Raw genomic sequence first — 15,489 nt, 5'->3', positions numbered from 1 at the left:
CTGAAACGACAAACCCCATGATCGCTCATGGGGTTTGTCGTTTTCGGGTGTTGCTTACAGCGGTGCCGGCTGGATGATTTCGACCCAGTAGCCGTCCGGATCCTTGATGAACGCCAGGCTCTTCATGCGGCCGTCGGTCAGGCGCTTCTGGAAATCGCAGCCCAGTTCCTCGAAGCGCTCGCAGGCGGCGACGATGTCCGGCACCGAGATGCAGATGTGGCCGAAACCGCGCGGGTCGGTGTTGCCGTTGTGGTACGCGAAGTCCGCGTCGTTTTCGGTGCCGTGGTTGTGGGTCAGTTCCAGGATGCCGGGGATCGACTTCATCCACTCGGTGCGGGCTGCGGCGTCCGCCGGGATCTGCGCCTTGTCGACCAGCGCGAGGAAGTACAGGCTGAATTCGGCTTCCGGGAAGTCGCGCTTTTCCACCAGCGAGAAACCGAGCACGCGGGTGTAGAAGTCCAGCGACCGGGTGATGTCCTTTACGCGCAGCATGGTGTGGTTGAAGACGAAGTTGCGGGTTGCGCTGTCCGGGGTGGCGGTCACGCCAGGGAAAGTGTTCAGTTCGTGCAGGCTCATGGGCCCTCCGTGACGAATGGGGCGAGTGAATGGCGCAATGATACGCATGCCTTGGGACATCGCCAAACCTCACGTGCAGGCTTGCCCTGCCAGGAGGCTGGGCTCAGACTGCTCGGCTCAGTCTGCCGGTGTCCTTCGAATGATCCGACCGTTCAAATCGCTGTTCGTTTTCCTTTGCTTGTCGTTGTGCGCCGCGGGCGCGTCGGCCCAGGCGCCGGAGATAGCCTGGCCCGCCGGCTGGCAGGTTGAGGCCCTGCCTGACACATCGCCGCAGGTGTCGCGTCAGCGCGGGGTGAAGACCGATGCCGAAGGGAATCAGGTGATGGTGATGGAGTTGACCATGACCCGAGTGGAAACCGGCCATCAAGTCAACCTGCAAGGGGTGCTGCTGGAAATGCGCAAAGCGGTGCAGAAGGACTTCTTCCAGGGCGGCTACCAGAGTGTGTGCAACAGGATCCACTCATCCGTCCTGGGTTCGCTGTCGGCACTTGAGACCACCTGCACGGTCACTGAAAACGGCAGGCACGTGTTGTCGCAAACATTGGTCGCTGCCCTCGACGCTCAGAACGCCTATGTACTTTCGTATGCGGGAGAGGCCGAGATGTTCAAACAGAGCACCGACGAAATAGCGTCGATACGAAACAGCTTGAAACTTTAATCCTGACCGGGCGGTCTGCACCGTTATAGATGCCCGAAAGCATTAAGCACAAAGATAACTGCGAGCCGGCCGGCAATATTCTGCTGCAAATTCGTACTGCGTCTGGCGCAAGGCCGATCAACTTTTCAGACGGGGCTCGTTGCATTTGTTAAATATTGTCCACAAAAAAGCCCTGCATCGGCAGGGCTTTTTCTGTTGGCGCAAGATCAGCCGCGCAACCAGGAATCGACGGTGGCTGCCCCGTACTGTTCTTTCCAGGCTTTCAGGCCGCGGTGGTTGCCGCCTTTGGTCTCGATCAGTTCGCCGGTGTGCGGGTTTTGGTACACCTTGACCACGCGGGCGCGGCGGGTCTTGGGTGCTGCGGCCACTTGCTGGCCGGATTTCGCCGGGTTCGGATCGAGGATGGCGATGATGTCCTTCAGGCCTTTGCCGTAGGTTTTCATCAGTCCCTGGAGCTTCTCTTCGAATTCGATTTCTTTCTTGAGCCCGGCATCGTTCTTCAGCGATTCCAGCTGCTTGAGCTGTTCCTGAAGGGCTTTTTCAGCTGCACGAAATTCAGCGAGTCTGGACAATATCGTTACTCCAATAGTGTGTTTGGCTGATACCAACCGCAAACAAAGCCTTCGGACGTCAGCCTTGAAGCGACTCGGTGATAATTGGCTCACCTGCCTATCTTGCAACAGGTAAGAAAAATTGTAGTAGTTAATGCCGCAAGAGTAAATCCTGACTTTTTCTTCATGTAACAATCGCGTTGTTTTGTTTCAAATTGGTGCGCCAGGCCACAGGGGGAAGGATGAGAACGCCTAATTAACGGTGAGTTAATGCGTTAATGAATTCGGTCGCCGGCATGGGTTTGCCGTACAGGTAGCCTTGCAGGAAGTTGACGTGATGTAACGTCAGGTATTGGCTTTGTTCTTCGGTCTCCACGCCTTCGGCGACGATGCCCAGGTCCAGCTTGGCGCACAGTTCGATGATGCTGTCCAGGATGTGCCGCGACAACGCATCGAGACCGATCATGGCGACGAAGCTCTGGTCGATCTTCAGGAAGTCGACGTTGAACGTGCGCAAGTAAGTCAGGCTCGAATGGCCGGTGCCGAAGTCGTCGATGGCGATCCTCACGCCCGCTTCGCGCAGTTCGCTGAAGAGGCGGTGGGTGATGTCGGTGGGCTCGACCAGTTCGCGTTCGGTGAGCTCCAGCACCAGGTGGATGCTGCCCGGCTCGAACGCGGCGAGGAATTCGCGGCAGTCCTGTACCAGTTCCAGGTTCTGGCAGTGACTGGCGCTGATGTTGATGCCGATGTGGAAGGGCGTGACGAAGGTAGACGAAACCGGCCCCAGCAGGGCGGCGGTCTGCTGCATCAGCGAGCGGGTCATCGGTACGATCAGGCCTGAATGCTCGGCAAAGGGGATGAACAGGTCGGGGCGGACCAGGCCTTCTTTCGGGTGGTTCCAGCGCATCAGCACTTCGGTTCCCGACCATTGCTTGCTGTCGCCGTGGACCACCGGCTGGAAGTAGGGAATGAACTCTCCGGCTTCCAGTGCGCGGAGCATTTCATGGCTCGGTGACGTGGAGCGCTTCTGCACGATGTAGCCGATGGCGCCGGACACCGCGCCGAAAAAGATCAGCAGGCTGAACAAGGGCGGGTATTCGTCCGCCATGTAACGCCACACCTTGCCCTCAGGAAACCCCGCCGACACCGAAAAGGCATAGCGCGATGAGTTCAGCGTGCTTTGCGCCACCGGCAACGGTGGGAGGGCGCCTTGATGCACTTTGCCGTCGGCGGACAGCCAGTTGTTGCCCACCTGCAACAGCAGCAGGGTCTGCCGCCCGATCAGGCGCAGGATGTTGCTCAGGTGGTAGCCGTCCAGCGTAGTCAGTGCGCCGCCCCGGCCTCCGCTCAGCCGATAGACCAGCAGTGCGGTGTCGGGCGTCACCGGGTTGCCGTTCATGAGCCACAGTTTGCCCTGGGTGTAGTCGCCGGGGTTGACGGCCTCCTTGAAGTGGCCGAACAGCGAGCTGCAATAAAGGTTGTCGTCCCACACAAGGTTGGTCGAGCGGACGAAGGGGCGGCGGGTGACCTGTTCGCGCAGGGCCAGTTGCGCCGTGTCGCAGGGCTGGCCGGCCAGAGGCAGCAGTTCGAGGGCTGCCTGGGCCGTGTTGTCGAGCATCAGTTCGAACTGACGCAGCGCTTCTTCGGCGGTCTGCTCCGCGCTCTGCTGCAAGGTACGCTCGGCCTGCAGGTAGAGAATGGCGGTGCCCGACAGGATCGGCAGCAAGCCGCACAGCAGGGTCACGATGATCCGGGTGCCGGGCTTGCGGCGGGATCGGGCGGTCAGCGGCATGGGGGCATCCTGTCGCGGGGGAGAGCCGCCCTTGAATGCAGGGCGCCCTCCGGTAAGTGAGTCGTCAACGCCCATGATAGATGGCTGTCGGTGCCTGTGCCGTTCAAGGGCGATGTCGCCGGGTCGCCGACGCTATGAAGGCGAGGGTGGCGGGCGACGCCTGGCGGCTGTCCAGCACGGCCAGCCCCACCTGTCGGCGCACGGCGGGGGACAACGGCCGTTTCACGTAGCGGCCGGCGGTGTCCGCAGGCAATGAGCCTTCGGCCACGAGGCTGACCGCGTCGCCACGGCCGACGACATCGAGTGTGCTCAGCAGTTGCGAACAGCGGTAGCGGATGTTGGGGCTCAGGCGGGCCGCGCTGAAAAGGCGCGAGACCAGTTCCGAAGAGCCGGCCTCGGTGAGCACGAAAGGATCGTCGCACAGATCCTTGAGGCTCACGTGCGCCCGTGCCGCCAACGGATGGCCGGCCGGGAGCAGGGCGACCATCCGGTCCTCGATCAGGGGGAACGTGTCGAAGCGCTCTTGCGGCAAGACCACGAAACCGATGTCGATCCGCCGCTCTTCCAGCCACTGGATCACTTGTCGGTCCGGCCCTTCCTCGATGTGCACCTCGATGCCCGGATGGGTCTGGCGGTATGCCTCCAGGATGCCGGGCAGCAGCGTGACCGAAGAGGTCGGGCCGAACGAACCGATGCGCAGCGTGCCGCGCTTCATTCCCCGGGCATCGGCCGCCTCCTGACGCAAGGTGTCGGCCAGCCCGAGCATGGCCCGGGCGCGCAGCAGCAATTGTTCGCCGATGTCGCTGAGCTCCACTTGGGCGGCATGCCGACGCAAGAGTTCGACGCCCAGTTCCTGCTCCAACGACTTCAGGGCATGGGACACCGCCGACTGGGAAATGCCCAGGCGATTGGCGGCGAGGGTGAATCCGCGCAATTCGGCCACCCGCGAAAAGATTTCCAGTTGAGTCAGGGTCATGAGCTTTTACTCATTTTACGATGATGAACAATCGAACAAATGATACGGCATCCGTTCTCTTTGTCTCGGGAGTGTTATGTCCGGTTATGAGCAAATCCGCCCGGCGCCTTCGGACGTGCCGGTGTACGTGAACCTGGCGCTGGTCACCATGGTCTGGGGCGGCACCTGGGTGGCCGGTCGGCTGCTGGCCGGCCAGCTGAGCCCGATGTTTGCCGCCAGCCTCAGGTTCCTGCTGGCCAGCGCGGCGCTGCTGGTCTTTCTGCGGCTGGCGCGGATCCCGCTGGCCCGGCCGAGCCGCCGGCAATGGCTGCAACTGACGGTGCTGGGGTTCTTCGGGATCTTCCTTTACAACCTGTGTTTCTTTTACGGCCTGCAATACATCAACGCGTCGCGGGCCTCGCTGATCGTGGCGTTGAATCCGGCGGTGATCGGCCTGGCGTCCTGGCTGCTGTTCAAGGAACGGCTGGGGCGAATGAAAGTCCTCGGCATCGCGGTCTGCATCGCCGGCGCGGTAACGGTGATCGTCAGCCGCGACCCGCAATCGCTGGCGGCATCGCCGCAGGCCTGGATCGGAGATCTGCTGATCTTCGGCTGCGTGCTGGGCTGGGGCGTGTACTCGCTGTTTTCCCGCAGCCTCAGCCAGAGCCTCGGCCCGGTGCAGACGGTGACCTACTCCATCCTGCTCGGCACGGGGATGTTGTGGGCGTTGGCGGCCCTGCGCGGAGAACTGGATTGGGCGAGACTGGCCGACCTTGGCGCAGAGCAGTGGTGGAGCCTGATCTACCTCGGCGTGCTCGGTTCGGCGCTGGCCTACATCGGCTACTACGACGGCATCCGCAAGATCGGCGCGACGCGCGCCGGCGTGTTCATCGCCCTCAACCCGCTGACGGCGGTGATCCTCGGTGCCCTGTTGCTCGGCGAGCGGCTGACGCCGGCCATGTGCCTGGGCGGGGCGGTGATCCTGGCGGGGATCTACCTGTGCAACAAACCCTTTGCAGCGACGCGCAAAAGGCGGATTTTATAGAGAGGGCAGACAATCCGTTTTACGCTGTGTAGAATCCGGTTACGCATACAATAATAATCGTCTTCTGGCAGCAGAAGCCTCGCCCGCAAGAGCCTTGGGTCGACAATGAAGATATTCGGGTTACAACTGATCTACGGTGACTTCCTCGCCCGCAGCGTGCGTGGCGTCTCCTGCGCACCGCCCCGCGCCCTCAGCATGACTGGCAACTAACTTTGGTTAATTGATAAGAATGATGAGGCGCCTACCATGGCAGATCTGTACGAAAACCCAATGGGCCTGATGGGCTTTGAGTTCATCGAATTCGCGTCGCCGACGCCCGGCACCCTGGAGCCGATCTTTGAGATCATGGGCTTCACCAAGGTCGCGACCCACCGCTCCAAGAACGTGCACCTGTACCGTCAGGGCGCGATCAACCTGATCCTCAACAACGAACCCCACAGCGTCGCCTCGTACTTTGCCGCCGAGCACGGTCCGTCGGTGTGCGGCATGGCGTTCCGGGTCAAGGATTCGCAGAAGGCCTACAGCCGTGCGCTGGAACTCGGCGCCCAGCCGATCCACATCGAGACCGGCCCGATGGAGCTGAACCTGCCGGCGATCAAAGGCATCGGCGGCGCGCCGCTGTACCTGATCGACCGTTTCGGCGAAGGCAGCTCGATCTACGACATCGACTTCGTGTTCCTCGAAGGCGTCGACCGTCATCCGAAAGGCGCGGGCCTGAAGATCATCGACCACCTGACCCACAACGTGTACCGCGGCCGCATGGCCTACTGGGCGAACTTCTACGAGAAGCTGTTCAACTTCCGCGAGATCCGCTACTTCGACATCAAGGGCGAATACACCGGCCTGACCTCCAAGGCGATGACCGCTCCGGACGGCATGATCCGCATCCCGCTCAACGAAGAGTCGTCCAAGGGCGCCGGCCAGATCGAAGAGTTCCTGATGCAGTTCAACGGCGAGGGCATCCAGCACGTGGCGTTCCTCACCGACGACCTGGTCAAGACCTGGGACGCGCTGAAGAAGATCGGCATGCGCTTCATGACCGCGCCGCCGGACACCTACTACGAAATGCTCGAAGGCCGCCTGCCGAACCACGGCGAGCCGGTCGACCAGCTGCAGGCACGGGGCATCCTGCTCGACGGTTCCTCGGAGCCGAACGACAAGCGCCTGCTGCTGCAGATCTTCTCGGAAACCCTGATGGGCCCGGTGTTCTTCGAATTCATCCAGCGCAAGGGCGACGATGGCTTCGGCGAGGGCAACTTCAAGGCGCTGTTCGAGTCGATCGAGCGTGACCAGGTGCGTCGTGGCGTGCTGACCGCCGAGTAAGCTTCAACGATGCAAAAAAGCCCGGCCTGCAATCCTGCAGGCCGGGCTTTTTCATGCCTTCACATTCCCTTGCGGGAGCGAGCCTGCTCGCGATTGCGATCGTTCGGTCGATATCCATTTCGAGTCTGAAGACGTCATCGCGAGCAGGCTCGTTCCTACAGGTTTTTGGTGCGGGGACTACGGGCGGCGTTGGCGCATCAGGTGCTTGAAACCTTCGAACACCAGCACCATCACCGCCATCCAGATCGGGATGTAGGTCAGCCATTCGCCGGACTTGATGCTTTCGCCCAGCAGCAGCGCCACGCCCAGCAGCAGCACCGGTTCCACGTAGCTGAGCAGGCCGAACAGGCTGAACGGCAGCAGACGGCTGGCGATGATGTAGACCACCAGCGCCGAGGCGCTGATCAGGCCGAGCAGGGGGATCAGCCAGGCCAGGGTCGGGTATTGGTCGAACACGCCGAAGCCTTGCTCGCCGCCCCGCACGAACCAGTAGGCCACGGGCAGCATCAGGGTCATGTCGACCCACAAGCCGCCGAGGTTGTCCGTCTTCAGGCGTTTGCGCAGCACGAAGTACAGCGGATAGCCGACCACCACCACCAGCGTCGCCCAGGAGAAGCCGCCCACCTGGTACAGCTCGTTGAGCACGCCCAGGCTGGCGAAGAACACGGCGACCTTCTGCAGGTACGACAGGCTCTCGCCGTAGGCGATCCGGCCGGTCAGCACCATGGCCAGCGGCAGCAGGAAGTAGCCCAGCGACACATCGAGGCTGTAGCCGTTGAGCGGCGCCCACATGAATAGCCACAGCTGCACGCCGAGCAGGGCGGACGACAGCGCCAGGCCGCCGATCAGCTTCGGCTGCCCGGCCAACCGGCGCAGCAGTTCCGCCACCCGGCGCCACTCGCCGGACAGCAGCATGAACACGGTCATGCAGGGCACGGTCAGCAGCATCCGCCAACCGTAGATTTCCACGCCGCTCAGGGGGCTGAGCAACGAGGTGTAGAAATACATGACGGCAAACAGCGTCGAAGCCGTCACCGAGAGAGCGATACCTTTAGCCAAACTGTCCTCGCGGGTTGCAGGTCAAACGGGGCGCGCAGGATACGTGGTTTTTGTGCTGAATATTGGCCGAGTGCTCAATATTTCCCACATCGTGAAGATAAGCACAAAAAGCGGCGGAGTGATTGTCTTGATCCTGCCCCGGGGCGGCCTCAGTGACGCCATCGCCAGCAGGATGGCTCCCACCTTGTTTTCAGGTGACCGCAGAACCTGCATTCACCTGAATCCCTGTAGGAGCCAGCCCGCTGGCGATGGCTTCAGTCGAGGCAAAACAGCCCTCAGGCCGAACGCGGCCGGCGCCCCGACACGAAATGGCTCACATCGTTGAACCCCGGCGTCGAGGCATGCCCCGGCGTGACCAGCGAATCGATGAACGCCTCGTCCTCGGCGGTGATCTTCACCGCCTGGGCCTTGGTGTAAGTATCCCATTGCGCTTCGGTGCGCGGCCCGACGATGGCGGAGGTCACGGCGCCGTTGTTCAACACCCAGGCGATGGCGAACTCGACGATGCCCACCCCGCGGTCCTGGGTGTACTGCTGGATCTGCTGGGCGATGCGCAGCGACTCCACCCGCCATTCGGTCTCCAGGATGCGTTTGTCCTGGCGGCCGGCGCGGCTGTCGGCGTCGGGTTTGACGTCCGGCGCGTATTTGCCGCTGAGCACGCCACGGGCCAGCGGGCTGTAGGGCACCACGCCCAGCCCATAGGCCTGGGCGGCGGTGATCTGCTCGGTCTCGGCCTGGCGGTTGACGATGTTGTACAGCGGCTGGCTGATCACCGGACGGTCGACGCCGAGCTTGTCGGCGATGCGCACCACCTCGGCGATCCGCCAGCCCCGGTAGTTCGACAGGCCCCAGTAGCGGATCTTGCCCTGGCGGATCAGGTCGCCGATGGCCGAAACCGTCACCTCCAGCGGCGTGCTGTGGTCCTCTCGGTGCAGGTAATAGATGTCGAGGTAGTCGGTGCCGAGCCGGGTCAGGCTGGCCTCCAGGCCGTTGAACAGGTGCTTGCGGCTCAAGCCGCTGCGGTTCGGCACGCCTTCGGTCGGGCCGAAGCCGACCTTGGTCGCCAGCACCCATTCGTGGCGACGGCGGGCGATGGCCTCGCCGACGATCTCTTCCGAGCGGCCGTTGGTGTAGACGTCGGCGGTGTCGATGAAATTGATGCCCTGGTCCCAGGCCTTGTCGATGATGCGCAGCGAATCTTGTGCGCTGGTCTGTTCGCCGAACATCATCGTGCCCAGGGTGAGGGTGGACACCTGCAGACCCGAGTGCCCCAAAGTGCGATAGCTCATGCCGAATTCCTTTTGCCGGAGGGAAAGCCTCCATCAAATACCAGAAGCGCCTGGCGCGGCAAAGTGAATTATCGGCTCAACGTTTTGCAGCGCTCGCGCAGGAACGCCTGCAACACCTTGACCCGCTCCGACACCTGCACCCGGTGCGGGCACAGCAGATTGAACGGCACGCTTTCGCCGTGCCAGTCGTCGAACAGCGTCACCAGCCGGCCGGCGCGCACGTCCTCGGCCACGTCGAGCCAGGCCTTGTAGGCGATCCCGTGCCCGGCCAAGGCCCAGCGCCGGGCGACTTCGCCGTCGTCGCTCAGATAGTCGCCGTGGACTTCGACCTCCAGGGTCTCGTCGCCGCGGCCGAAACGCCAGGTGTTGTACGGCCGGCCGTTGCGCAGGTAAAGCAGGGCGCTGTGTCCGCTCAGTTCGCCGGGGTGCTGCGGCGAACCGTGGCGCGCCACATACGCGGGGCTGGCGCAGGCCACGCGACGGTGCTCGGGCAGGATCGGCAGCGCCACCAGCGTTGAATCGCTCGGCACGCCGAAGCGCAGCGCCACATCCACCGTTTCGCGAAACAGGTCCGCGTGACGGTCGTTGAGCAGCAGCTGCAGCTGGATGTGCGGATGCTCGCGCTTGAAATCGTCCAGCCACGGCAGCAGCACGTTGCGCCCGAAGTCCGACGGTGCCGCCAGCTGCAGGACGCCGCTCAAGCCTTCGGTCTGCTGCTTGAGCGCCAGTTCGCCCTCGGCCAGCGTGGCCAGGGCCAGGCGCACGCTTTCCAGGTAGCGCCGGCCCTCTTCGGTCAGGCGCATGCTGCGGGTGGAGCGGGCGAACAGGCGGATGCCCAGGCGTGTCTCCAGACGCTTCAGCGCGATGCTGGCGGCCGCCGGGGTGAGCTCCAGCGTCCGGGCGGCGGCGGAAATGCTGCCCGAATCGGCGGTGCGGACGAAGATCTCCAGATCGAGTATCGAGCTCATTGGTAAAAATCCTTTAAAGATCCTTCCGATTTACCGGGATTTTTCTTCGATTGGCAACCCGTGAATATGGAATCTCCTTAAGCCCAGCGGAGCCACTGTCATGAAACCACTCGAATCTTCCTTGCGCGATCAGACCGTCGTCGTCATCGGCGGCAGCAGCGGCATCGGTGCCGCCGTCGCATCCGGCGCCGCCGCGCGGGGCGCCCGCGTCTACGCAGTCGGCCGGCGGATCGATGCCGGCGCCGGCGACGTCCGTCAGGCGTCCGCCGACATCACCGATGATGCGTCGCTGCGCCAATTGTTCGAACGCATCGGCGCCTTCGATCACTTGGTGATCACTGCGGGCCCGAACGTCAGCGCCAAGCCCCTGGCCGACAGTGACCTGCTGCTCGCGCAACAGGCGTTCGACGTGAAGTTCTGGGGCGCGGTGCGTTCGATCCAGCAAGCGCTGCCGTACCTGAGCGAGCGGGGCAGCATCACCCTGACGTCCGGCCTGCTGTCGCGCAAGTTCGTGGCCGGACAGTTCATCAAGACCACCCTGAACGCCGCGCTTGAGGCGCTGGCCAAACAGTTGGCCAAGGAGCTGGCGCCGCGCCGGGTCAATGTGATCAGCCCCGGCGTGACCGACACCGAAGCCTACGCCGGCATGGATGAAAGCCAGCGTGCGGCGATGTTCGCCCGCACCTCGGCGGCGTTGCCGGTGGGCCGGATCGGCACGCCGCAGGAGTTGGCAGACGCCTTCACGCTGGTGATGGAAAACGGCTTCATCAGCGGCAGCATCATCGACGTCGACGGAGGCGGACTGTTATGACCTGGCATTTCGACCACCTGGCGTTCAGCACGCCGGACGGGCCAGCGGTGCAGGACGCCTTCGATGGATTGCTGGGGCTCAAGCCCGGCCGGCGGCCGCCGTTTCCGTTTCCCGGCCGATGGCTGTACCAGGATGCCCAGGCGTTGGTGCATGTGATCGAGCAGCCTGCGCTAGAGGATACGGTGCTGAGCCACATTGCCTTTCGTACCGATGACGACGCGGCCCTCGTGCTCAAGCGGGTGCAGGCCAGCGGTTTGCCGTATCAGGTGGCGCAGGTGCCGGAGGACGGGATCTGGCAGATCTTCGTGCAGGTGCCCGGCGGGCTGGTGATCGAGCTGGATGCAAAAGCGCGCGTTGCTTGAGTGCGCTCGATGCAGGCAGTGGTTCACCCATGAAAAACGGCCCGAAAGGGCCGTTTGTGCATCGCTCGCGAATTACGCCCGCAACGTGCGCGTCATGCGCAGCGCCAACAGGCTGCCGCCGACGATCACGGCCGCCAGCAGGTACAGCGCCGCATCGGTCGACCCGGTGCTGTCCTTGACCCAGCCCACCAGGTACGGGCTCAGGAAACCGGCCATCTGGCCCATGGAGTTGATCAACGCCAGGCCGCCCGCCGCCGCGCCTGCGCTGAGCATCGCCGTCGGCACCGGCCAGAACATCGGCAGGCCGGTGAGGGCGCCCATGGTGGCGAGGGTCAGGCCGAGGATGGCGAGGGTCGGGTTGGCGGCGAAGTTCACCGCGATCAGCAGGCCGGCGGCGCCCATCAGCATCGGCACCACCAGGTGCCAGCGGCGTTCCTTGCGCAGGTCCGCCGAGCGGCCGACCACCAGCATGAACAGTGCCGCCAGCAGGTACGGGATCGCGCTCAGCCAGCCGATCACCAGGTTGTCGCTGAAGCCCAGGTTCTTGATGATCGACGGCAGCCAGAAGTTGATCGCGTACACGCCGCTCTGGATGCAGAAGTAGATCAGGCCGAACGCCCAGATCGCCGGGTTCTTGAACACTTCGGTCAACGAATCGGAGGCGGTCTTGGGCTTGTTCGCCAGGTCTTCGGCCTGGTCGGCCTCCAGCACCTTGCGCTCCTGGGGGCTCAGCCACTTGGCGTTGGCGAAGCTGTCGCTGAGCAGGAAGTACGCGAGCACCCCCAGCACCACGGTCGGAATGCCTTGCAGCAGGAACATCCACTGCCAGCCGGCGAGGCCGCCCTGGCCTGCGGCGAAGTGGTTGAGGATCCAGCCGGAGAACGGGCTGCCGAGCAGGCCCGAGACCGGGATCGCCGACATGAACAGCGCCATGATCCGCCCGCGGCGGAACGTCGGGAACCACTGCGAGAGGTACAGCACCACACCGGGGAAGAACCCGGCTTCGGCGGCGCCGGTGAACAGGCGCAAGGTGTAGAACTGGGTCGGGGTAGTGACGAACAGCAGGCAAGTCGACAGCGTGCCCCAGGTGATCATCATCAGGGCGATCCAGCGCCGCGGACCGAACCTGGTCAGCGCCAGGTTGCTCGGCACGCCGCACAGCACGTAGCCGATGAAGAAGATCCCGGCGCCGAGGCCGTAGACGGTTTCGCTGAACTTCAGCGCGTCGAGCATCTGCAGCTTGGCGAAGCCCACGTTCACCCGGTCGAGGTAGTTGAACAGGTAGCAGATGAAGATGAAGGGGATCAAACGCAGGGTGATGCGTTTGTAGACGGCATTCTTGTCGTCAGCGATGGCCTGGACAGCTGCGGCGCTCTGTGACATGGCGACTCTCTCTTTATTATGATTTTTTGCGATGCAAGGGTAACGTTGATCGCCCTGAGAGTCTCGGCCACCTTTGGCCGGATTGTCTTTGTGCCTGAGCACAGGGTTTGTCGCCGGACCCTGTGCGGGTGAACAACCGTCCGCGCCCGTTTTCAAGGATTTTGCCCACTATGTTCGAACTCGATCACGACCTCGCGCAGGACATCGTCGACCGGGCCATGGCCATTCTGCCCTACAACGTCAATGTCATGGACAGCCAGGGGCTGATCCTGGGCAGCGGCGAGCCGGAGCGCATCAACACCCGCCACGAAGGCGCGCAACTGGTGCTGGCCAACGGCCGGGTGGTGGAGATCGACGCCCAGACCGCCGTGCACCTCAAAGGCGTGCAGCCGGGGATCAACCTGCCGCTGATGCTCGATGGTCGGCTGATCGGCGTGCTCGGCATCACCGGCGAGCCGGAGCCACTGCGCACGTACGCCGAACTGGTGCGCATGACAGCCGAAATGCTGGTGGGCCAGCGCAACCAGCAGGCTGAGCAGCAGTGGCGGCGCCAGCGCTGCGATGACCTGCTGGCGCTGCTGCTGAGCGAGGCGGGGGATTCGCCGAGGCTGGTGGACGAGGCGCAGCAGCTGGGGCTCAAGCCGCAGTTGACGCGGGTGCCGTACCTGTTCGAGCTGGGCCTGGAGCAGGGCGCGGGGCAAACGGTCGAGGCCCTCGGTGCCTGGCTGATGTCGCGCTACCCGGACAGCTGGTGCGTGAGCTCGGCCAAATCGTCGCTGCTGTGGTGCCGTCCGGCGGGGCAGGCCCTGGAGCATGACCGCCTGCTGGAAAAGCTCGACGGGCAGGGCTGGAACATCCTGCGCATCGCCGTGGGCGGGCAGGCCGACGGTTTGGCTGGACTGCGCCGCTGCTACCGGCGGGTCGGCGATTTGCTGGCGTATGGCCGTGAGGTGCTGCCGAATTCGCGGCTGCTCAAGCTCGACCGCTATCGCCTGCCGGTGATGCTCTGGCGGCACCGCAACGACGACGCCCTCGATGAACTGCTCAAGCCGCTGCGCAAGGTGATCGCCAAGGACAGCAACGGCCAGTTGCTGGCGACGCTGCGCAGCTGGTGCGAGCACGACGGCCAGAGCCAGGCCTGCGCCGACGCGCTGGGCATCCACCGCAACAGCCTGCGTTACCGCATGGAGCGGATCGCCGAACTGAGCGGGGTGGATCCGCTGCGGCTGGACGGAATGCTCGCGCTGTACCTGGGGGTGCAGCTCTTGCCGCAGACCTGAGGGCTTTTGAGGACGCACCGCCAAACTCTGTAGGCGCTTGCTTGCAAGCGATGAGGCCCGTTCTGCCGACCTCTCTGTTGCCTGACCCGCCGCCATCGCTGGCAAGTCGAGTCGTCGCACCGCAGCTCCCACAATGTCATTCGCAGAGCCCCGGTTTTGTGGAATTGAACAATAAACGCCCCCGCCGCTTGTGCAGCGGACAGGCGTCAAGGGCACTGGGGGCTGGCAGCATGGACGCCATTGCAACTGGAGAATTCGCATGAAGATCGTCATCGCACCCGATTCGTTCAAGGACAGCCTGAGCGCCCAAGGCGTGGCCGAGGCCATCGCGGCGGGCCTGACGCAGGTCTGGCCTGAGGCGACGCTGGTCAAGTGCCCCATGGCCGACGGCGGCGAGGGGACGGTGGAGTCGATCCTGGCCGCCTGCGAAGGCGAGCTGCGCCGCACCCAGGTGCGCGGCCCGTTGGGGGTGCCGGTCGACGCCGCCTGGGGTTGGCTTTCGCACAGCCGCACCGCGATCATCGAAATGGCCGAGGCCAGCGGCCTGCAATTGGTGCCGCCTGGGCAGCGCGACGCCTGCGTCAGCAGCACGTTCGGCACCGGTGAGCTGATCCGCGCGGCGTTGGACGCCGGGGCGCAGCGGGTGATCCTGGCCATCGGCGGCAGCGCCACTAACGATGGCGGCGCCGGGGCGATGCAGGCGTTGGGCGTGAACCTGCGAGATGCCCAAGGGCAAGCGCTGGCGCCGGGCGGCCTCGCCCTGGCGCAGTTGGCGCAACTGGAGCTCGACGGGCTGGACCCGCGCCTGGCGCAGGTGCGTTTCGACATCGCCGCCGATGTCAACAACCCGCTGTGCGGCCCCCACGGCGCCTCGGCGATCTTCGGCCCGCAGAAGGGCGCCTCGCCGGCACAGGTGCAACAGCTGGATCAGGCCCTCGGGCATTTTGCCGACCTCTGTGCCCAGGCGCTGGGCAAGGATGTGCGCGACGAGCCCGGCAGCGGCGCGGCGGGCGGCCTGGGGTTTGCGGCCAAGGCGTTTCTCGGTGCGCGCTTCCAGGCGGGCGTCGAGGTCGTGGCGGAACTGGTGGGCCTGGCGGACGCCGTGCAGGGCGCGGATCTGGTCATCACCGGGGAAGGGCGCTTCGATGCCCAGACCCTGCGCGGCAAGACGCCGTTCGGCGTGGCGCGCATCGCCAGCCAGCGCGGCGTGCCGGTGATCGTCATCGCCGGCACCTTGGGCGAGGGCTATCAGGCCCTCTACGACCACGGCATCGACGCCGCCTTCGCCGTGACCGGCGGGCCGATGCCGCTGGAGCAAGCCTGCGCCGAAGCGCCGCGCCTGCTGCGCGAGCGGGCCTGCGACATCGCCAGGGTGTGGCGACTGGCCAAGCGCAACGCCTGACCAGAGCACCCCAGGGGTGAGGGAGCTGCTCCCGC

At 64.2% G+C, this 15,489-nt stretch carries 15 protein-coding genes; 7 read left to right on the top strand and 8 right to left on the bottom strand.

Going from position 1 to position 15,489, the window contains the following annotated elements:
• Window positions 1–54: 54 nt before the first annotated feature.
• The gene (gloA, locus tag CAG33_RS24720) at window positions 55–576 is read right to left on the bottom strand and encodes a lactoylglutathione lyase (protein ID WP_085583898.1); all 522 of its coding nucleotides are present in this window, start codon (window positions 574–576) and stop codon (window positions 55–57) included.
• Window positions 577–715: 139 nt separating this feature from the next.
• On the opposite strand from gloA, the gene CAG33_RS24715 reads away from it, so the two are divergent.
• Window positions 716–1,234 (top strand): DUF4946 domain-containing protein, encoded by a 519-nt coding sequence (locus CAG33_RS24715; RefSeq protein WP_085583987.1) that lies wholly within the window; start codon window positions 716–718, stop codon window positions 1,232–1,234.
• A 206-nt stretch (window positions 1,235–1,440) separates the two neighbouring features.
• Here the strand turns inward: CAG33_RS24715 and CAG33_RS24710 are convergent, their stop codons facing one another.
• From CAG33_RS24710 to CAG33_RS24700, 3 genes are all read right to left on the bottom strand, one after another.
• Complete coding sequence (locus CAG33_RS24710) at window positions 1,441–1,806, bottom strand: histone-like nucleoid-structuring protein, MvaT/MvaU family (protein WP_085583896.1); 366 nt, start codon at window positions 1,804–1,806, stop codon at window positions 1,441–1,443.
• Window positions 1,807–2,041: 235 nt separating this feature from the next.
• Window positions 2,042–3,577 (bottom strand): EAL domain-containing protein, encoded by a 1,536-nt coding sequence (locus CAG33_RS24705; RefSeq protein WP_085640882.1) that lies wholly within the window; start codon window positions 3,575–3,577, stop codon window positions 2,042–2,044.
• Between the two features lie 103 nt (window positions 3,578–3,680).
• Window positions 3,681–4,553 carry a LysR family transcriptional regulator gene (locus CAG33_RS24700; protein ID WP_085583892.1) on the bottom strand — a complete coding sequence of 291 codons (873 nt, stop codon included), beginning with the start codon at window positions 4,551–4,553 and terminating at the stop codon, window positions 3,681–3,683.
• A gap of 76 nt (window positions 4,554–4,629) precedes the next feature.
• Between CAG33_RS24700 and CAG33_RS24695 the strand changes: the two genes are divergently transcribed.
• Entirely contained in the window at window positions 4,630–5,577 is a 948-nt protein-coding gene (locus tag CAG33_RS24695; protein WP_085640880.1) for a DMT family transporter, read from the top strand.
• A 246-nt stretch (window positions 5,578–5,823) separates the two neighbouring features.
• Window positions 5,824–6,900 carry a 4-hydroxyphenylpyruvate dioxygenase gene (gene hppD, locus CAG33_RS24690; protein WP_085583888.1) on the top strand — a complete coding sequence of 359 codons (1,077 nt, stop codon included), beginning with the start codon at window positions 5,824–5,826 and terminating at the stop codon, window positions 6,898–6,900.
• A 177-nt stretch (window positions 6,901–7,077) separates the two neighbouring features.
• Here the strand turns inward: hppD and rarD are convergent, their stop codons facing one another.
• The 3 genes from rarD to CAG33_RS24675 form a co-directional block, all read right to left on the bottom strand.
• On the bottom strand, window positions 7,078–7,959 hold the full coding sequence (gene rarD / locus CAG33_RS24685; protein WP_085640878.1) for an EamA family transporter RarD: 882 nt from the start codon (window positions 7,957–7,959) through the stop codon (window positions 7,078–7,080).
• A 275-nt stretch (window positions 7,960–8,234) separates the two neighbouring features.
• Window positions 8,235–9,248 (bottom strand): aldo/keto reductase, encoded by a 1,014-nt coding sequence (locus tag CAG33_RS24680; RefSeq protein WP_085640876.1) that lies wholly within the window; start codon window positions 9,246–9,248, stop codon window positions 8,235–8,237.
• A 68-nt stretch (window positions 9,249–9,316) separates the two neighbouring features.
• Window positions 9,317–10,216 carry a LysR family transcriptional regulator gene (locus tag CAG33_RS24675; RefSeq protein ID WP_085583882.1) on the bottom strand — a complete coding sequence of 300 codons (900 nt, stop codon included), beginning with the start codon at window positions 10,214–10,216 and terminating at the stop codon, window positions 9,317–9,319.
• 100 nt (window positions 10,217–10,316) lie between these two features.
• Here CAG33_RS24675 and CAG33_RS24670 point away from each other — a divergent pair, with 100 nt between their 5' ends.
• The gene (locus CAG33_RS24670; protein WP_085583880.1) at window positions 10,317–11,027 is read left to right on the top strand and encodes an SDR family oxidoreductase; all 711 of its coding nucleotides are present in this window, start codon (window positions 10,317–10,319) and stop codon (window positions 11,025–11,027) included.
• Window positions 11,024–11,389, top strand: a complete 366-nt coding sequence (locus tag CAG33_RS24665; RefSeq protein ID WP_085583878.1) for a hypothetical protein — start codon at window positions 11,024–11,026, stop codon at window positions 11,387–11,389. The genes CAG33_RS24670 and CAG33_RS24665 overlap by 4 nt, the downstream gene beginning before the upstream one ends.
• Window positions 11,390–11,461: 72 nt before the next feature.
• Here CAG33_RS24665 and CAG33_RS24660 read toward each other — a convergent pair whose 3' ends face one another.
• A complete protein-coding gene (locus tag CAG33_RS24660) occupies window positions 11,462–12,772 on the bottom strand; it encodes an MFS transporter (protein WP_085583876.1) in 1,311 nt (436 codons plus the stop codon).
• A 170-nt stretch (window positions 12,773–12,942) separates the two neighbouring features.
• Here CAG33_RS24660 and CAG33_RS24655 point away from each other — a divergent pair, with 170 nt between their 5' ends.
• Entirely contained in the window at window positions 12,943–14,052 is a 1,110-nt protein-coding gene (locus tag CAG33_RS24655) for a sugar diacid recognition domain-containing protein (protein ID WP_085583874.1), read from the top strand.
• Window positions 14,053–14,311: 259 nt separating this feature from the next.
• A complete protein-coding gene (locus CAG33_RS24650) occupies window positions 14,312–15,454 on the top strand; it encodes a glycerate kinase (RefSeq protein ID WP_085583871.1) in 1,143 nt (380 codons plus the stop codon).
• The last annotated feature ends 35 nt before the right edge of the window (window positions 15,455–15,489 follow it).

It is taken from the genome of Pseudomonas sp. B3(2017) (genome assembly GCF_002113595.1).
Classification (GTDB): domain Bacteria; phylum Pseudomonadota; class Gammaproteobacteria; order Pseudomonadales; family Pseudomonadaceae; genus Aquipseudomonas; species Aquipseudomonas ekonensis.
Note: the sequence above shows the minus strand (reverse complement) of the source record. Positions and strands in the feature narration are given on the sequence as shown.